The organism is Nocardia crassostreae (genome assembly GCF_001613405.1).
Taxonomy (GTDB): Bacteria; Actinomycetota; Actinomycetes; order Mycobacteriales; family Mycobacteriaceae; genus Nocardia; species Nocardia crassostreae.
Genome location: NZ_BDCH01000036.1, coordinates 16,389 through 33,906, shown reverse-complemented (window position 1 = coordinate 33,906; position 17,518 = coordinate 16,389). Strand labels below are relative to the sequence as shown.

The following is a 17,518-nucleotide window of genomic DNA, read 5'->3' as shown; positions in this document are numbered from 1 at the left end:
CCGCAAAAGCATTGACCACCAATGGGATTGACACCTTTGTGCCAGTGACCGTGAGACGACTTCCAGCGCACCTATCGCTCTCCCTCGAAATTGCCACCCAGTGTGTGCGTCATGGAGATCGGTAGCATCGACTCCAGCGGCCAGAAGGTGTGCATTTCCCATCCGGGCTCGCGGAGCTGGTTCAACTGTCTGAGACGCTGTAGGCTGGCGGCATGGTCGTGCAGTTACCCAAGTCCATTCGGATCGCCGCGGGTGCCATGAGCCCCGGTATCAGTGATCGGCGACTGCGGCCCGCGGTCGAGGGGCGGATCATTCTGGTGACCGGCGCGTCCAGCGGCGTGGGCCGGGCGACGGCGCTGCGGCTGGCGCGGGCGGGCGCGATCGTGCTGGCGGTGGCGCGGCGCGCGGATCTGCTCGACGAGTTGCGGGAGCACGCGGCATCCGACGGTGGGCTGGTGCGTTCGTATCCGGCCGATCTCGGCGATATGGATTCGGTTGCGACGCTGGTGGATCGGGTGCTCGACGAGCACGCGCACGTGGATGTGGTGGTCAGCAATGCGGGGCGCTCGATACGGCGGTGGCTCAGCGAATCCGTCGACCGCTTCGACAATTTCGAGGACACCGCCATGGTCAACTATCTGGGCCCGGTGCGGTTGATCATGGGTCTGCTGCCGTCCATGCGGGCGCGCGCGGCGGGGCACATCGTCAATGTCAGCACGGCGGGAGTGCATGCGCCGCCGGTGGAATGGACCGCCTATATCGCCACCAAGAACGCCTTCAACACCTGGCTGCGTGGAGCCGGGCCGAAAATGCGGGCCGATGGCATCACATCCAGCGCCATTCATCTGCAACTGGTGATGACGCCGATGCTGGGGCCGTTCCGCATCTACCGCTACGGGCAGCTCATCGGCATGCTGCTCGAGGAGGCGGCGGGCATGGTGTGCCGGGCGATCGTGGACCGGCCCAAGGCGATTCGGCCCTGGTGGGAGAGGGCTGGCGTGCCGCTGCTGTACGCGCTGGAGAACACGCGCGCCAGTGAGCGGGTGCTGACGCTGTACGCGAAGGCGGCCAATCCGTCGAGTCGGCCGGTGGGTTGGGTCGGGACGGCCATCGACCGGATCGAGGAGACCGGGGAGTTCCTCGATGACCTGGTCGCCCATGCGGGGGAGGCATTGCGCGCCGAACCACGGCGGGTGCTGCCGCGCCCGTCGCGGCTGCCGCAGACCGCGGCCGCGCTGCGCGGCGGGTTCAGCCCGTCCACCCTGCTGGCATTGTTCGCGGCTCGTTTTCCCGACCGTCCCGCCGTGATCGATGACGACGGCGAGATCAGCGCGGCCGACTTGCACCGGCGGGTGGAGAAACTGGCTGCCGCCATGCGGCAGCGCTGGGGACTGGGCCGGGGCGACCGGATCGGGGTGCTGTGCCGTAACCATCGCGGGTTCGTGGAGGCCTTCCTGGCTGCCGCCCGGCTCTCGGCCGATGTGGTGCCGCTCAACTGTGGCTTCGCCGGGGCGCAGCTGGGGGAGGTGCTGCTGCATGAGCGCGTCGATCTGCTCTGCTATGACGCGGAATTCCATGCAGCGCTGGGCGATTCCGGCTATCGCGGGCATCGGGTGATCGTGCGCGAGGTTGTCGACCACGGCGCGATCCCGATCAAAGGGCCGGTTGCGTGCCCGACGGTCGAGGAGCTGGTGGCCCAGAATCTGCTCTCGGTCAAGGTTTTCGGGTACGGCGGGACCGTCATGGTCCTGACCGGCGGTACGACGGGTGTCCCCAAGGGCGCGCCTCGGCAGTTGGCTCTGCGCGAGCTGATCCCGTACGCGCTGCGACTGCGGCCGCGAATGCTGGCCGTGGTCACCGAGATTCCCCGGTTGCGCCCCATTCCGCGGCTCGGCAATCCGGTCGTGGTCGCGCCGCCGCTGCACCACGCCTACGGCCTCGTCGCCATGCTGCTCACCCTGGCCGTGGGCTCGCCCATGATCGTGCACCGTAAGTTCGACGCCGAACAGGTGCTGGCCGATATCGAGCGCTACAGCGTGAATATCGCCTGTCTGGTCCCGACCATGCTCGAGCGAATCATGGATCTACCGCCCGAGATTCGCGAAGACTACAACTGCGCGACCTTGCAGGCCGTCCCGTGCGGGGCCGCCACGTTGCCGCCACGGTTGGGCACCGAGTTCATGAATGAATTCGGCGACGTGTTGTTCAACGGGTACGGCTCCACCGAGTTCGGCCCGGGCGCGATCGCCACGCCGGAGGACCTGCGCGCCGCGCCCGGGACTGTCGGTTACCCGCCCCGTGGCTTGGTCGAGATCCGCATTGTCGATGCCGCCGGTCGCGATGTCCGCCCGGGGGAGTCCGGCCGCATCGTGAACCGCAACCCGGTCACCTTCCTTGGCTACAGCGGCGGCGGACACAAGGAAACGTTGCCGGGCGGCTGGATGGATTCCGGGGACGTCGGGCACTTCGACTCCGCAGGAAGGCTTTTCATAGACGGACGTTCCGACGACATGATTCTGTCGGGTGGTGAGAACGTCTTTCCTCAGGAGGTCGAAGAAGCCATCCTCACCCACCCGGAGGTCGCCGACGCCGGTGCGGTCGGCGTCCCGGACGACGAATTCGGCCATCGCCTGGCGGCTTTCGTCGTCCGCAAACCAGGCTGTGAGGTTACCGCCGAGGAAATCAAAGCCTTGGTGAAGATCACCCTCGCCAACTACAAGGTTCCACACGACGTCGTCTTCGTTCGCGAGTTGCCACGCAGCACCACCGGCAAACTCTGCCGTGCCCAACTACGCACGCTGGCCGAGACCGCGGGCATTCGAACCGCGGGCTGACACGCGGACCGCGCCGCGCATCAACCGCATCTTCGACACCTGCCACAGACCGATTGCCTCGGCGATTCCGGCGGGAATCAGCAGGGCGGCTGAGACGATCGCCAGCGCACCCCAGTGCGGCATCCATGTGCCGAGCAGATCGGTGACGGATCCGAGGAAGTAGACGATGCCGTAAATGGCTGCCGCCAAAGCGAATCCGAGGAATGCGAGGGCGACGACGCCGCGGACGAGTTCGGCGAAGAGGAACCTGCCCGCCTTGCGGAGCTTCGGTCCCGCCCAGGCGGACAGTCTGGCGGTCGCATACCGCAGCAGACGTTCGACAGGTGTCGGGCGGAGGTCGATCTCGCTGCCGTAGAACTGGTTGTAGCTGGCCATATCCGGTCCTTTGCCGATCTTCGTGTGCGCGGATCGACGGGTGGGCCGCCCCGCGGGACTGTCGCATCGTAACACCATCGGCTCCCGTGTGTGGGACAGTAGGTGTGGCGACGAATGCTTGCTCCCCGGACTCGCTTCCGGGCAGCATTCGTTCCAACGAACTCACCCGCAGGGGGCCGCCAATGACCACAGTTCCGATCCTTCCGCGCCGCTGGACCATCGACGACATCCCCGACCAGTCGGGTAAGACCGCCATCGTGACCGGCGCCAACAGCGGCCTCGGCCTGCGCACCGCGGAAGCTTGGCCGCCAAGGGCGCCCGCGTCCTGCTCGCCTGCCGCAACGAACTGAAGGCCGCCACCGCCGTCGAAGCGGTAGCCGCCGCGGCCCGCGGCCCCGAACCCGAAGTCCTGCCCCTGAACCTGGCCGACCTCACCTCGATCGAACGCGCCGCCGACCACGTGGACGTCAGCATCGGCGCCGTCGACCTCTTGATCAACAACGCAGGCGTCATGGCCCTCCCGCGCGGTCACCGCACCACCGAGGGCTTCGACGCCCAATTCGGCACCAACCACCTCGGCCACTTCGCCCTGACCGGCGCCATCCTCCCGGCCCTGCTCCGCGCCGAATCCCCCCGAGTAGTAACGGTTTCCTCGATAGCGGCGTGGGCAGGCATCATCAACTGGCCCGACCCCAACTGGCGCCGCCTCTACCTCCGCTGGCCCGCCTACAGCCAGTCCAAACTGGCCAACCTCCTCTTCACCGCCGAACTCCAACGCCAGGCCCGCGCCGCCGCCACCCAGCTCACTGCGGTAGCCGCCCACCCCGGCCTCTCCGCCGCCCACCTCTACGACCGCAACGGCGAAAAGGGCCTCGCCGCCACCCTCGCCGCCATCCCCCAATCGATCCTCTTCGCCCTCGCCCAATCCGACAAAATGGGCGCCCTCCCGCAGCTCTACGCCGCCACCATGCCCGACCTCCCCGGCAACACCTACCTGGGCCCCGCCTTCGAAATAGCGGGCTACCCCCGGCGGGCCCTCCGCAACCCGTTGGCCCGCAGCCGCTCCCAAGCCCGCCATCTCTGGCGTCTCAGCGAGCGCTTGACCGGCATGACATACCGCTGGTCCAACTGACCGGTTCCTTATCTATCCGCCGAGGTCGGTGCCCCGGTCCTCGTCCTCCCGAACCGCCTTCCATCCCTGGCGTGCGCAAAGCACAACAAGAAGAGGGGTCACCTCGCCTGCCGTACCCGACGCTGGCTCCCCGGTCGGGAGCCGCCCCTCACCTTCGGTACGTGGGGCCTGGCCGTGGTTACGTTTCAAGACAAAACCCCCAAACCCACCCACCCTCCAACCAGTTCACACCCCATAGCGCTGGTTCACACCCTGTATTGGCACCCAACAAGGGGTGTGAACCAGCGAGAGGGGGTGTGAACTGGTTGGGGAGGGTCAGTGGGGAGGGGGTAGGTATCGTTCGGCGGCGGTGTCGACCAGGTGGAGGGCGGAGTCGGGGGCGAAGCGGGTTGTCAGGCGGATGAGGGTGTTGGGGTCCATTAGGCGGGAGGCCAGGCGGGCGCTGGTGGGGGATAGGCGGGCGGCGGTGATTACCACGCGGGATTCGAGGGGGGTGGGGGCGATGGCGGGGTTGCGGGCGGCTATGCGGACGATGTTGCGGGCTACGGTTTCTGGGCTGCGGGCTATCAGGGTGGCGGCCAGGATGGAGATGTTCTTGGCGCGGGTCATCATTTCGGCGTTGGTGCCGACGAGTTCGGCCGAGGGGTAGAAGCCGGTGTTGATGAAGGCGGGGAGGACGGCGGTGACGCCGACTTTCGTGCCTGCGAATTCCAGTCGTAGGCATTCGGTGAGCATCTGGGCGGCGGCCTTGCTGGTGCAGTAGGGGGTGGACAGCGGGATCGGGGTGACTGCTGCGGGGGAGGTTATGTTGAGGATTCGGCCGCCGCGGCCGGAGTCGACCATCTGGCGGCCGAACAGGCGGCTGCCGTGGTAGACGCCCCAGAAGTTGACGCCCATGATTTTGTCCCAGTCCTGTTTGGTGTGGCTGAGGAATGGGCCGCCGGTGGTGTATCCGGCATTGTTGATCAGCACGTCGGGTGTGCCGTGGGCGGAGAGGATGTCGGCGGCGAAATCCTCCATGGCCTGGCGGGCGGAGACGTCGACGGCATAGGCGAAGGCTCGGCCGCCGTGGCGCTCGATGAGGTCGGCTGTCGTCTTCGCGCTGTCGGCGTTGATATCGCTGACGATGACGCGAGCGCCCTTGGCGGCGAAGCGTTTCGCCGTCGAGCGGCCGATGCCGCTGCCTGCGCCCGTCACAATGACGAGCTTGTTGTCGAACGTGGCCATTTTCGGGGCCTCCACCTCTTTGTGAACTGTCCCATACAGCGTACGCTGATTTTGACAGCGCCGACAAGGGTGTCGGCCCAGTGCTGTGGAGGAGTCGCCGATGCCTGCCCGCCTTGCTTCTGACGCGGGAATTCCCGCCGGGACAGTGACTGTCGAGCTGCCGAGAGTTGCCAGTCTGCCGCTGCGGATCGCGCATCCGCTGTCCTACAACACTTTGCGGCGGGGGATGAATTTGCTCGTCCGGCTGGGACACAACCCGGGGGTGTCCGGGCGGATCGAGATATTCGCACCGGTGGAGTTGGCTGATCCGGCGGCGAAGGTGCTGATCGCACCGTGGGGCACGCGACGGAGAGCGGTGCGGTTCCCGGCATTTCGCGCCGAATGGGTGTGGCATCGCGAAACTGCCGATCCGGGGCAGCAGTGGGACGGTGCGATTCTGTACTTCCATGGCGGCGGGTTCGTGGCTTGCGGGTTGAATACGCATCGGCGCATCGTGGCTCGTATTGCACGTGCGGCGGGGGCGCCGCTGCTGAACGTGGACTATCGGCAGCTGCCCTGGGCACACATCACGGAGACGATGGAGGATTGCGTCGAGGGTTATCGGTACCTGTTGAATCAGGGTTTCGATCCGGAACGGATTGTCTTCGCCGGTGATTCGGCGGGTGGCGGTCTGGCATTCACGACGGCGCTGGAGGCGCGGGAGCGCGGACTGCCGATGCCGGGCGGGATTGCGGCTATTGCGCCGTGGGCGGATCTGGATTCCACCGATAAGATCGCCCACTCGAACAATCGTCTCGATCCGATGATTTCCGGTGAGGCGCTGGCGATTCCACCGGCATGGGGTTTTGCCGTGGACGGGAAACTGGACCCGGATTGGTCGCCGGTGAACAGGGATTTCGCCGGGATGCCGCCGGTGCTGATTCAGGTGGGCTCTACCGAGGTGTTGCTCTCCGATGCCGAGAAGCTCGCACAGCGCTGCGCCGAAGCCGGGGTTCCGTGCCGGTTACAGGTGTGGGACAAGGCGATTCACGTCTTCCAGGCGGCGGCCGACATTCTGCCCGATGCTCGTCAGGCGATCGGGGAGATGGGTGAGTTCATTCGGCGGACCGTCTACCCGGACGCCGGGTCCAAGCCTGTGCGCTTGAGGCGTTTCCTGCGCCGGACCGCCGCGTGATGGGGGCGATGGTGAGGGACTTCTATCCTGGCCTCGCGGTCATCACCGGCGCGGGTAGCGGTATCGGGCGGGGTACGGCCAAAGCCCTTGCGACGCATGGTGCGGAGGTGATCGTCGCCGATATCGATATGGTGGCCGCTCGCGATGCCGTCGCCGCGATTCGCTCGCGCGGCGAGGTCGCCATGGCTTATGAGCTCGATGTCGCCGATACCGATGCGCTCGAGGATTTCGCCGCCACCGTTCGTGCCCAGCACGGTGTCGCGGATGTGGTGGTCAACAATGCGGGCATTGTTGTCGGCGGACCGTTCCTGGAGGTTCCGGTCGAGGATTTCCAGCGGATCGTGGATATCAATTTGATGGCGATGATTCACGGCTGCCGTATCTTCGGGCGGCAGCTGGTCGAGCGGCATCAGGGCGGGTATCGAGGTCGCGGGCATCTGGTGAACATCTCCTCGCTGGCGGCGTTCGCGCCCGCGCCCTATTGCTGGCCGTATTCGGTACCGAAGTACGCCGTGAAGCATTTCAGTGAGTGCATTCGAGCCGAGCTGGCGCAGTACGGAATCGGAGTGACCGCCGTGTGCCTGGGGCTCATCGCCACCCATCTGACGCATACCGCGCGGGTTGCCTCGGTGAACGATGAGCAGCTCGCTATCGGCCGCAATGCGGCAGCCAAAGGTATGGCGTTGTTCGGTGCGCATCCGGATCAGGCGGGACGTGGGATCGTGCAGGCCATTCGGAAGAACAAAGCGGTCGCGCCGATCCGGCCGGAAGCATATGCGGCTCAGGTGATCTCGCGCCTGTTTCCGGGTGCGGTGCGCGCCGGAATGACGATTGCCGCCGATCGACGCCTGGAACGGCTGGGCCGCCGCGTCATCGACAACCCGCGTTTCGTCGAGCTGGGCGGTCGTCTCATATGAAGCATTTCGATCTCGTCGTGGTGACCGGCGCGGGCAGTGGTATCGGCCGGGGAACTGCTCGCGCATTCGCCCGGACCGGTGCACAAGTGGTGATCGCCGATGTCGACAGAGCAGGGGCGAGTGAGACGGTCCGTCAGATCGAGGACTTCGGTGGTCGCGCCGCAGCCTATGGGCTGGATGTCTCCGACACCAACGCCCTCGAGCTGTTCGCCGAATGGGTGCGGCTCGAACAAGGTGTGCCCGATGTGGTGGTGAACAATGCCGGAATCCTGGTCGGGGGGCCGTTTCTCGATATTCCGGTCGAGGATTTCGAGCGGATCATGGATGTCAATCTGATGGCCATGATCCACGGCAGTCGCATCTTCGCCCAGCACATGATCGACCGCGGGCGGGGCGGACACATCGTGAATGTCTCGTCGATGGGTGCGTTCGCGCCGTATCGGCTCGGAACCCCTTACTGCGTCACGAAATACGCGGCGAAGCATTTTAGTGACTGCATTCGCGCCGAGCTCGCGCCGCATCGGATCGGGGTCACCGTGGTGTGCCCCGGGTTGATCGCGAGCAATCTGGCCGAGACTGCCTCGATGTCCGGCGTCACCGATCGGCAGGCCGACGTCATCAGAGAGGTTGTCGCGCGGGGTATGGCGCTCATTGCCATGGACCCGGACAAGGCGGGTCAGCGGATTGTCAGCGCGGTGCGCAAGAACCGGGCGTTGCGCATGATCCGGCTGGAATCCTATGCCTCCTATGGTCTTTCGAGACTATCGCCGACCGCGCAACGCGCCGTCATGCGCGCGGCCACCGGACCCGAACTGGAGCAGGCCGCCCGCCTGTTGTCCGCATTCGAAAGGCAACACCCATGAGCACCACCCCCGATTTCCACGTCGCCGTGATCGGCGCGGGTCCCGGTGGCATTGCCGCCGGGGTGAAGTTGAAGAAGGCGGGCATCGACGACTTCGTCATCCTCGAACGTGCCGACGATGTGGGCGGCAGCTGGCACGAGAATCACTATCCCGGGCTCGGGGTGGATATCCCGGCGCTCGCCTACCAGTATTCCTTCGCCCGGAATCCCAACTGGTCCAGGTTCTTTCCGCGCGGTGCGGAGGTGCAGCGGTATCACGCCGACGTGGCCGCCCGGTTCGGGCTGTATCCGCACATTCGATTCCGCACCAATGTGGAACGCGAAGTGTGGGACGTCGACAACCACCTGTGGCGACTGCACACCACCGGCGGCGCTACCGTCACCGCCCGCTTCCTGATCAGCGCGGTCGGCGCGTTCATCCGCCCCAAGGACGATCCCGGCATCCCCGGACTGGCCGACTACGCGGGCAAACTCCAGCGCCCCTCGGACTGGGACCACGACTACGACCACACCGGCAAGCGAGTCGCCGTCATCGGCACCGGCGCCAGCTCGGTTCAGATCGTCCCCGCGATCGCCGCCGACACCGCCGAATTGGCCGTCTTCCAACGCACTCCGGTCTGGTGCGCCCCGAAACCGGACTTCCGCATGCCCCCGCTCGCCCGCAAAGTATTGGCCGTCCCCGGCCTGGTTGCAGCGGGCCACGGCGCCGTCCTAGTCGGCGTGGACCTGGTCCTGCGCGTCAGCACCGCGGCCCCCCTCTGGCTGGCCAAACCCGCCATGTGGACCTTCGACAAAACAACCATCCGCGCCTACCGCCTCTACCTACGCGCCATAGTCCGCGATCCCGACACCGCCCGCCGCCTCGCCCCCAACCACGGCATGATCGCCAAGCGCCCCACCATGTCCACCGGCTACATCCTCGCCTTCAACCGTGACAACGTAAACCTCATCACCACCCCCATAGACCGCTTCACCGAGAACGGCATCCGCACCCGAGACGGCGCCGACCACGATTTCGACATGATCGTCCTGACCACCGGCTACGAAGTCTTCTCCGACGCCGAAACCTACCGCCCCGGAACAATAGTCGGACGCAACGGCTTCGACCTGGGCCACTTCTACACCACCCAGGGCCTCCAGTCCTACCAAAGCGTCGCCCTCCCCGCCCTCCCCAACCGCTGGACCCTCGTAGGCCCCTACTCCTGGACCGGCACCGGCTGGCACGCCTTCATAGAAATGACCGCCGACCACGCCATCCGAGCCATCCGCGAAGCCACCCGCCGCCGCGCCACCTTCATCTCCGTCCGCCCCGAAGCCCACACCGCCTACCACCGCACCACCTACACCCGCGCCGCCGCCCTCCGCTACTACCTCTCGGACCTGAACGCCCACGTCCCCACCTACTACCGCAACCCCCAAGGCGACACCACCTACATCCGCCCCTCCGGCTACTTCCAAGCCAGCCGAGCCACCCGCCACTTCCCCCTAACCGACTACCACTACGAACGCCTCCACCGTCCCGCCTGACCCCCGTGGGTTCACACCCCCAACCCCCGCTACACACCCCTTATCCACGGCCAATATCGGGTGTGAACCGGACCTAAAGGGTGTGAACGCTGGTTAGATCGGGGCGGGGACGGTGCGGGTGCCGAGGTGTGCGGTGGCAGCGGCGATTCGGGCGGCGGTGCGGATGCGGGCTGCTGTGCGATGGCGGTCGGGGAGGTCGGACCAGGTGATGCGGACGACGATCCAGCCGAGGGCGCGGAGGCGGTCTTCTCGGCGCTTCTCCTCGATGACGACTTCCTCGGCGGTTTTCGAGCCGCGGAGTTCGGTGCGGTATTTGATCAATCCATCGAATTCGACGATTACGCCCAGTTCCGGGAAGAGGAAGTCGACGCGGGCCACGAACGCGCCTGTGCAGTCACGGATCACGGCTTGCAGATCGGGGGCCGGAAGGCCCGCGCGGTGGAAGGCCACCCGAGCGCGGGATTCCCCGGGGCTCTCGCTTCTGCCGTCGAGAAACGCGAGAGTGGCAGCGACAGTGCGGGAACCGGGTCCAGGGCGCAACCGGGACAACTGCTCGTCGAGTTCGGCCCGTGATCCGAGCCCACCGTGCAGTACCGCATCGCCCGCGGCCACTGCCCAGTCGAAGGGCAACGTGCGCGCCAGGTCGACAACCGTACGAGCCGGTGAGGTCACCCGGATCCCGTCGAGCTCAACCACGTCGCCATGGCCGAACCGACCAGAATGCACCACCACCTGCCGCTTCATGCGGGCGCCGGTCGCCCGATCCCGGCTGAGATGTACCCGCTCTCCCGGACCGCCCGGCAACGGGAGCCCATACAGCACCCCCGCCGAACCCGCTGCAGCACACCACCATCAGTGATCCGCCCTAGCGCGTACTCGGAAAACCCATCCACCAGAGCATCACTGCGGGACAACATTCGCGGAATGTCCATCCACCGATAGTCGCTGACCCACAACAGTGAAACGGGTCCGCCCAAGCCCCGGTGTGGATAACTCCCGCCTGTGGATATCGCAGGTTCACACCCCTTTCCGCTGGTTCACACCCCTTGTTAGGCACCTATATGGGGTGTGAACCAGCGCTATGGGGTGTGAACTGGTTGGGGGGTGGGTGGTTTTGGGGGTTTGTCTGTTCGGGTTTTGTCTTTTGGTCTTTTGTCTTGAAACGTAACCACGGCCAGGCCCCACGTACGCCTCAGCGGATAGACAACGAACCGGTTGGTCAGATTGCTCGGCGGCGGGAGAGGTAGCTGACTGCCAGGAGGCCCAAGGGGATTTGGCTCCAGAAGGTTAGGAGGCGGAAGGCCAGGGCTACGCCTACTGCGATGCCTGCGGCTACACCGGCGATTGCGGTCAGGCCGGTGACCATGGCGATTTCCTTGGTGGCTATGCCGTTCGGGGAAGGGATCAAGGGCGCCAGGACGATCGTGATCAGGTAGACGACGAAGGCGTCCGTGGGAGGGAGGTTGACGTCTACGGCGTGGAGGATTGCGAGGAGGGCTGCGATGTTGAGGAAGGGTTGGGCGGCGGCGGAGGTCCAGAGGAGGGTGGCTCGGACCGGGTGGATTGCGGTGGTGGCTATGGACTTCCATTCGAAGTCCGCGGCTGCGCGGGAGTGGTGGCGGGTGAACCAGTGGCGGATCAGGGCGCGCCAGCCGCCGCGGGCGCTGGCGTAGCGGTGGGCGAAGAATGCGGCCGTGGCGGTGAGGGTCAGGCAGAGGAGGGTGACGGTTGTGATGATCGCGCCACTGCGCCAAGGGTTTTCGAGGATGGCGGTGTGGGTGGAGGATACGGTGCCGTCCAGACGGTCCCAGGGCAGGCGGGTGCCCGCGCGGTCCATGAGGTTCGGGGTGGCGAGGACGGCGATCACGATCAATGGGAGGCGGACGGCGAGTACGGCTAGGCCGAGCAGTGCGATGGAGGAGAGGGCGGCGGCGTGGCTCAGACCTGCTCGGCGGAGGAAGCGGAGGCGGAGCAGTAGGGGAGCGGCCGGGATGAGGCTGGCTGCGGTCACCGCCCATTGGACGGCGAACAGGTGGCCCGTCGGCGGGTTCACCGGCATGGATCCGCGCAGCATCCACACCGACGTCGGCCACATGGCGGCCGTCGCGAGGACCGCGAGTACGAGCCAGCGTGGATCGGCGCCCGCCAGGCTGCGCACTCCGGCGGCCATGGTTTCGCGTTGCCACACCACGACCACGGCGAGGATCACAAGGAAGACGGCGGTCGGTAACAGGCGTGATCGAAACAGTAAGTGCAGTCTGCCGGTATCCGTATCCGATGCGGAACTCGGCTCCGATGTGGAACTCGGCGCGGGTTGCTCGGCTCCGCCGACCGGATCGAGCGATGGCGTGGCGGTCGACGGAGGTTCAGTTGCGGCGGTGCCCGAACGTGGCTGCACCGTGCTCCTCCCTGCCCTCGTGCATCAGGTCCGTGCAAGGAATCTACTGAAACGGGACATCCTGGGGTTCAATGGCGAGTGAATCCAGGATGACGGTCAGTACCTGCTGTATCCAGCCATGCGAAGAGCACGATGCGGGACCGGATCAGTTCAACAGCGCGGCGGCCACCACCGAGGCGAGGTACTGCTGCCCCTCGACATTGGCATGCAACGGGACCGTCGGCGTGGTCGGCGTCGGCCCATTGACCCACTGCGTCCCGACCGGCTCGCACATGTCATGCCCCGTCTTGGCGAAGTTGTCGGCGAAGCGGGCATTGTGGCGTGCCGCGAGTTCCCGGAACGCATCGGTCAGTCGCTGCTGCCCGCCCTGGTCGACGAGTCCGAAACAGCCACCGCCCGGCGGGAAATACCGCAGGTAGGAGGTGACGACGACGGTCGCGTGCGGCGCCCGCTCGCGTATACCGTCGAGCACCGTGCTCACCCGTTGGCGGACGGTTTCGAGCATGTCGTCGGTGATGGCGTTGACATTGAGCGCCCCGATATCGTTCGCGCCGATGGTGAGGGTCACCAGATCGGTATCCGAGGTGAGCGCCTCGAACTGCGGCGGATTCGGCGATCCGCCCGAACCGGTCTGCGGTTGGGTCATATTCGTCGTCTTCGCGCTGCTACAGGAGGCGTCCACGAATTCGGCGACCCCGAGCGTTTCGGCCAGCACGGATGGGTAGTTGTCCAGCGCCCGGGTGCAGAACAGCGGGCTGCCCGGTTGCAGTTTGTCGAGCGAGCCGACCGCAGCGGCGGAATCCCCGAGCGCCACATACCGATCGATCGACGGGAGCGCTAGCGCGGGTGCGGAAGCCGCGGCCGAAGCCGCGAGTGCCGTGGTCGTCACCGCAATAACGGACAAGCGTTGCAAACCCGTCAACACCCGAACTCTCCTCCCATACGGACTCTTTCCCATCGAGATTGCGCACCCTATTACCGCACGTTCGCGGGCCTCGTGACAGGAAAAGCCCAGGAGAACCGGCTCCCGGGCGTGCGAGGCGAGGACGACTCGCCGCCGCGCGCGGTCCTAGCGCGGATCCTCGCGGAGAGCGAAGGAATTCAGGTACGCGCGAGGAGCGGTGCCGTTGACGGTGTGATCACCGATGAGGGTGGCTTTGTAGACGGCGGGATTGTGGGAGGAAATGGTGCGGGCATTGCGCCAGTGGCGATCCAGGCCGAGCGGGGAGCGGACGGCGGTGGCGCTGCCCGCATTGAAGAGCTGCCAGGAGGCGGCGCCCGCCAGCTCGGTATTGGCCACCTGGGTCGCGGCGGATTCGAGGAGGGACTGCTGGGCTGTCGCGGGGGAGGGGTTGGCGTGGAAGGCGTCCAAGGTGCGGGCCAACTGAAGGACATTGGCGCGGGCGCTGTACGCCTTGGTCCAGACTTCGCCGACTATCTGGGTGATCTGCGGGTCGGCGGCAGGGTCGGGGGTGGAGGCGAGCGGGTAGGAGCGGGTGCGAGATTTGACCAGGGCGGCGAGATCGGTGGCGATGGCACGGGTGATTCCGGCCTGGGTGGCGGACAGGACGAACTGGTAGAACGCCTCCATATAGTCGTTGTCCAGGGGATTGCGTTGGCGCAGTAGGTAATCCGGATCCACGAGCACATTCTCGAAGACCGCGGTCCCGCTCGCGGTGAGGCGCTGGCCGAAGCCGTCCCAGTCGTCCAGGATGGTCACGCCGGTGCTGCGGCGGGGGACGATGGCGGAAACGAATTCGCCATTCTCGACGACGAGGACATTGAGCCAATCGGCGTAGAGACTGCCCGTGGTGTAGAACTTGCGGCCGGACAGCCGGTACTCCGCGCCGTCGCGGTGGAGTTGGGTGGCGAGGGCGGTGAGATCGGGGGTGGCCAGTTCCGCGCCCGCCGGGCCGAAGAACTGCCCGCTCGAGGCGGCGCGCAGCAAGGTTTCGCGGGCCGGACCGGGCGGGGCCAGGCGCAGGATCTCGGTGAGGCCGAGATGACCGCGGAAGATCTGGGCGACATTGGAATCGCCCGCGGCAATGGCGATCAGAACCTCCGCCAGCTCGGTGACCGAGGCGCCGGAACCGCCGAATTCGACCGGAACGCGCAGTGCGCCCGCACCCGCGGCCAGCAGCGCCGCGAGCTGATCGGTCGGCAGTTTGTGCTCGGCTTCGCGGGCGATCGCGTCCTCGCTCAACCCGCTCGCGAACTCGGCAATCGCCGCCAGCCGCAGCTCCAGATCGTCCTTCGCCATTACACCCAGTTCGTCGTGCGGGCACCGCGCGGTGACGCCGCGTCGTGACAGATCGCTCGCGAAAACTACATCGCTCCAACGGGTTTGCCGGAAGACATTGGATCACGGTGGTCGCAACTGTTTCCAACCCGCCCGGGGTGCCGCACGATGGCCAGCGGACCAGGGGGGTTCCAGCTCACTTCTACGAACGGACGCCCAGATGTCTGATGTCGTCAGCGAGCCGCTGATCCGGTACTCCGACGAGGTGCGCGAGGCGCTCGCCCGGAGGGCGCCGATCGTCGCGCTGGAATCGAATGTGGTGGCGCACGGCTTTCGCAGGCCGGAGAATGTGGCGGTCGCGCGGGAGGTCGAGGCGGTGGTGCGGATCGACGATCCCGCCGAGATCGCCGAGCTCGCGCGCCTGCACCGGCAGCTCAACGATCGCGGATCGGTGCTGGTCACCCACCCGATCCCGGTCGCGGACGCCCTGGACGGCGATCGCATCGAGACCGCCATCCAGCAGGCGCTGGCGCATGCGGCCGCGGAAGGCATTGCCGGGCCCGCCATCACCACCTTCGTCCTGCGGGCCGTGAACGAGGCCACCGGTGGCGATGCCGCGGCCGCCAATCGGGCCGTCCTGCTCAGCACCACCCGCGCCGCCACCGAGATCGAAGTGGCGCGCAGTGCCGCCGAACGCGCGGCCGTAGACCGAATCACCCACGACCAGGAGGTCTTCCATGCCATCTGAGACCGCGCCATCCGAGACCGCGCACGCGGCGGTGCTGTTCGACCTGGACGGCACCCTGCTCGATACGCCGCGCGCCATTGCCGAACAGTTCGCCATTGCGGTCGAGCGCGTCACCGGGGTGCATCCGGGGGAGGAGGCGGCCCGGCGGTTGATCGGCGCGCCACTCGAGAAGATGGCGGGCTCGTTGTCCAATACCGATCCGGAATCCGCTACGGCGCAATCGATTTCGGAGGAGTATTTGACCCGCTATCGGGAGCTGATCGTGCCGAAGGCGGCGGACCTGGTCTTCGACGGCGTGCGGGAAGGGCTGGAACGGCTCGCGTGCAATGGTTTCGAGCTCGCCGTCGTCACCAGCAAGCGTCATCACAGCGCTGAGCTGATCCTGAAGGCGGCCGGTATCCGCGAGCTGTTCGCGGCCGTCGTCGGGGCCGATGACGTCTCGCATCCCAAACCGCATCGTGAAAGCGCCGATGTGGCCCTGGCCGCGCTGGGCCGATCCGAGGTGGGCGCGGCCGGTGCGGTGGTGGGCGATACCGCCGCCGATATCGGATTGGGAACGGCCATCGGCGCATTCACCGTCGGCGTCACCTACGGCGTCTACTCGGTCGAGCAGATCACCACGACCACACCGGATTTCATCGCACACAGCTTTGCCGACGTCGCCCGCGCCGTGCTGGCCCGGATCGGAGAGTGAGCATCATGACCACCACCTGGACCCGACCGACCACCGAACCCGTCGATATCGAGAAGTACCTCGGCGTCAATGTTTTCGTGCTGCCCGCGCAGCCGGGCCTCATAGCCCTGCACACCGAGGCCCGCGACGCGGGCGCGGATCAGGCGCGTTTCGTGCGCGCCACCCAGCGCATCATCCGGCTGCTGCTGGAAACCGCGCTCTCCCATCTGGAACACCGGCCGCGACCGGTCACCACACCCACCGGGTTCGTCTTCGACGGCGTCGAACCGGCCTCGCCCGAGCTGTACGCGGTATCCATCCCGCGCGCCGGGGACGCGCTGGAAGGCGGGCTGCGCGAGATCCGCCCCGACACCCGCTTCGGCAAGATCCTCATCCAGCGCGACACGGTGACCAAACAACCGACCCTGCACTACCGCAAACTGCCCGCCGGTATCGCGGGCAACGAGGTGCTGCTGCTGGACCCGACCATCGCCACCGGCGGCACCCTGCTCACCGCGGTCAACGAACTCGTCGCCGCCGGTGTCGAAGAACATCGCATCGTGGTCGTCAATGTCCTCACCTGCCCCGAGGCGCTCGCCACCGTGCTGTCCCGGCGGCCCGACCTGCGGATCGTCACCTCCCACATCGACCAGACCCTCACCGACCAGGCCTTCATGCGCCCCGGCATAGGCGATTTCGGCGATCGTTTCCACGGCACCACCGTCCGGGCGTGAGGAAACGGAGCACAGTGTGAACCTCCTCGACCTGCTCGACGATCGGCTGCGCGCGATCCCGAATGCGATTGCCTGCGAAGATGAGTCGCGCACGCTGACCTTCGCCGAGCTCGATCGTGCGGCCGATGCCGCAGCCCGCGCGCTGCGAGCGATCGGCGTCCGCCCGGGCGATACCGTCGGCATCTTCCTCGCCCCGTCGGTGGATCTGGTCGTCGCGGTGTGGGGGAGTCTCCGCGCGGGTGCGGCGTATCTGCCTCTCGCCGTGGACTATCCGGCGGAACACATCGGCTACATGGTCGCCGACAGCGAGATCCGCGTGGCCGTCACCGATGCGGGCAGCGACGACCTCGCCCGCCGGATCCTGCCCGCAGGCGTGCGAACCCTGCGCGCGACAGAATCGACCCGGGCCGCGGACACGGATCTGCGCGATGGGGCCCCGGCGCTGCCGAGCGGGGATCCGGCGCTGCCAAGCTGGAACACGGCGTTGCCGGACGGGGACGTGGCATTGCCGGACGGGGGCGCGGTGCTGGCGGACGGGCGCGCGGCGCTGCCGAACCGGGACGCGGAGCGGTTGGGGACCAAGGCGGAATTGCCGGACGGGGCGAAGGCGGCTCGGTGGACCGAGGCGAGCGCCGTGTACACGATCTACACCTCGGGGACGACCGGTGCGCCCAAGGG

Annotated in this window: 16 protein-coding genes and 1 pseudogene; 11 read left to right on the top strand and 6 right to left on the bottom strand. The window is 66.8% G+C overall.

Annotated elements, in window-relative coordinates:
* Window positions 1–212 precede the first annotated feature (212 nt).
* Window positions 213–2,834, top strand: coding sequence for an SDR family NAD(P)-dependent oxidoreductase (locus NC4_RS39575; RefSeq protein ID WP_084529987.1), 2,622 nt, complete (start codon window positions 213–215; stop codon window positions 2,832–2,834).
* Here the strand turns inward: NC4_RS39575 and NC4_RS32570 are convergent.
* Complete coding sequence (locus NC4_RS32570; RefSeq protein WP_067546279.1) at window positions 2,790–3,209, bottom strand: hypothetical protein; 420 nt, start codon at window positions 3,207–3,209, stop codon at window positions 2,790–2,792. The genes NC4_RS39575 and NC4_RS32570 overlap by 45 nt on opposite strands.
* A 182-nt stretch (window positions 3,210–3,391) precedes the next feature.
* On the opposite strand from NC4_RS32570, the gene NC4_RS44315 reads away from it, so the two are divergent.
* Both NC4_RS44315 and NC4_RS32565 read left to right on the top strand, forming a co-directional pair.
* Complete coding sequence (locus NC4_RS44315; protein ID WP_305781645.1) at window positions 3,392–3,559, top strand: hypothetical protein; 168 nt, start codon at window positions 3,392–3,394, stop codon at window positions 3,557–3,559.
* Window positions 3,511–4,341: an SDR family NAD(P)-dependent oxidoreductase gene (locus tag NC4_RS32565; protein ID WP_305781644.1), complete on the top strand. Its 831-nt coding sequence runs from the start codon at window positions 3,511–3,513 to the stop codon at window positions 4,339–4,341. Before NC4_RS44315 ends, NC4_RS32565 begins: the two co-directional genes overlap by 49 nt.
* Before the next feature lie 315 nt (window positions 4,342–4,656).
* On the opposite strand, the gene NC4_RS32560 is transcribed toward NC4_RS32565, so the two are convergent.
* Window positions 4,657–5,568, bottom strand: coding sequence for an SDR family NAD(P)-dependent oxidoreductase (locus tag NC4_RS32560; protein ID WP_067546276.1), 912 nt, complete (start codon window positions 5,566–5,568; stop codon window positions 4,657–4,659).
* 100 nt (window positions 5,569–5,668) lie between these two features.
* On the opposite strand from NC4_RS32560, the gene NC4_RS32555 reads away from it, so the two are divergent.
* From NC4_RS32555 to NC4_RS32540, 4 genes are read left to right on the top strand one after another with little or no spacing between them, the layout of a single operon-like run.
* Window positions 5,669–6,742: an alpha/beta hydrolase gene (locus NC4_RS32555; protein WP_067546577.1), complete on the top strand. Its 1,074-nt coding sequence runs from the start codon at window positions 5,669–5,671 to the stop codon at window positions 6,740–6,742.
* An 8-nt stretch (window positions 6,743–6,750) separates the two neighbouring features.
* Window positions 6,751–7,659 carry an SDR family NAD(P)-dependent oxidoreductase gene (locus NC4_RS32550; protein WP_169814914.1) on the top strand — a complete coding sequence of 303 codons (909 nt, stop codon included), beginning with the start codon at window positions 6,751–6,753 and terminating at the stop codon, window positions 7,657–7,659.
* The gene (locus tag NC4_RS32545; protein WP_067546269.1) at window positions 7,656–8,522 is read left to right on the top strand and encodes an SDR family NAD(P)-dependent oxidoreductase; all 867 of its coding nucleotides are present in this window, start codon (window positions 7,656–7,658) and stop codon (window positions 8,520–8,522) included. The genes NC4_RS32550 and NC4_RS32545 overlap by 4 nt, the downstream gene beginning before the upstream one ends.
* Window positions 8,519–10,048, top strand: a complete 1,530-nt coding sequence (locus NC4_RS32540) for a flavin-containing monooxygenase (RefSeq protein ID WP_067546266.1) — start codon at window positions 8,519–8,521, stop codon at window positions 10,046–10,048. The genes NC4_RS32545 and NC4_RS32540 overlap by 4 nt, the downstream gene beginning before the upstream one ends.
* Window positions 10,049–10,141: 93 nt before the next feature.
* Here NC4_RS32540 and NC4_RS32535 read toward each other — a convergent pair whose 3' ends face one another.
* The 4 genes from NC4_RS32535 to NC4_RS32520 all read right to left on the bottom strand — a co-directional run bounded on the left by NC4_RS32535 (window position 10,142) and on the right by NC4_RS32520 (window position 14,706).
* Window positions 10,142–10,744: a putative endonuclease domain-containing protein gene (locus NC4_RS32535; protein WP_157555363.1), complete on the bottom strand. Its 603-nt coding sequence runs from the start codon at window positions 10,742–10,744 to the stop codon at window positions 10,142–10,144.
* A 523-nt stretch (window positions 10,745–11,267) separates the two neighbouring features.
* The gene (locus tag NC4_RS32530; protein ID WP_067546260.1) at window positions 11,268–12,257 is read right to left on the bottom strand and encodes a lysylphosphatidylglycerol synthase domain-containing protein; all 990 of its coding nucleotides are present in this window, start codon (window positions 12,255–12,257) and stop codon (window positions 11,268–11,270) included.
* A 334-nt stretch (window positions 12,258–12,591) separates the two neighbouring features.
* A complete protein-coding gene (locus NC4_RS32525; protein WP_169814913.1) occupies window positions 12,592–13,335 on the bottom strand; it encodes an SGNH/GDSL hydrolase family protein in 744 nt (247 codons plus the stop codon).
* Between the two features lie 180 nt (window positions 13,336–13,515).
* Window positions 13,516–14,706 (bottom strand): acyl-CoA dehydrogenase family protein, encoded by a 1,191-nt coding sequence (locus NC4_RS32520; protein WP_067546254.1) that lies wholly within the window; start codon window positions 14,704–14,706, stop codon window positions 13,516–13,518.
* 199 nt (window positions 14,707–14,905) lie between these two features.
* Here NC4_RS32520 and NC4_RS32515 point away from each other — a divergent pair, with 199 nt between their 5' ends.
* From NC4_RS32515 to NC4_RS43530, 4 genes and pseudogenes are all read left to right on the top strand, one after another.
* On the top strand, window positions 14,906–15,433 hold the full coding sequence (locus NC4_RS32515; protein WP_067546251.1) for a pseudouridine-5'-phosphate glycosidase: 528 nt from the start codon (window positions 14,906–14,908) through the stop codon (window positions 15,431–15,433).
* Window positions 15,423–16,127 carry an HAD family hydrolase gene (locus tag NC4_RS32510; protein WP_067546248.1) on the top strand — a complete coding sequence of 235 codons (705 nt, stop codon included), beginning with the start codon at window positions 15,423–15,425 and terminating at the stop codon, window positions 16,125–16,127. Before NC4_RS32515 ends, NC4_RS32510 begins: the two co-directional genes overlap by 11 nt.
* 5 nt (window positions 16,128–16,132) lie before the next feature.
* On the top strand, window positions 16,133–16,840 hold the full coding sequence (gene upp, locus NC4_RS32505; RefSeq protein ID WP_084530009.1) for a uracil phosphoribosyltransferase: 708 nt from the start codon (window positions 16,133–16,135) through the stop codon (window positions 16,838–16,840).
* 16 nt (window positions 16,841–16,856) lie between these two features.
* Window positions 16,857–17,507 (top strand): annotated as a pseudogene (locus NC4_RS43530) (AMP-binding protein); the annotation flags it as partial.
* Window positions 17,508–17,518: the final 11 nt, after the last annotated feature.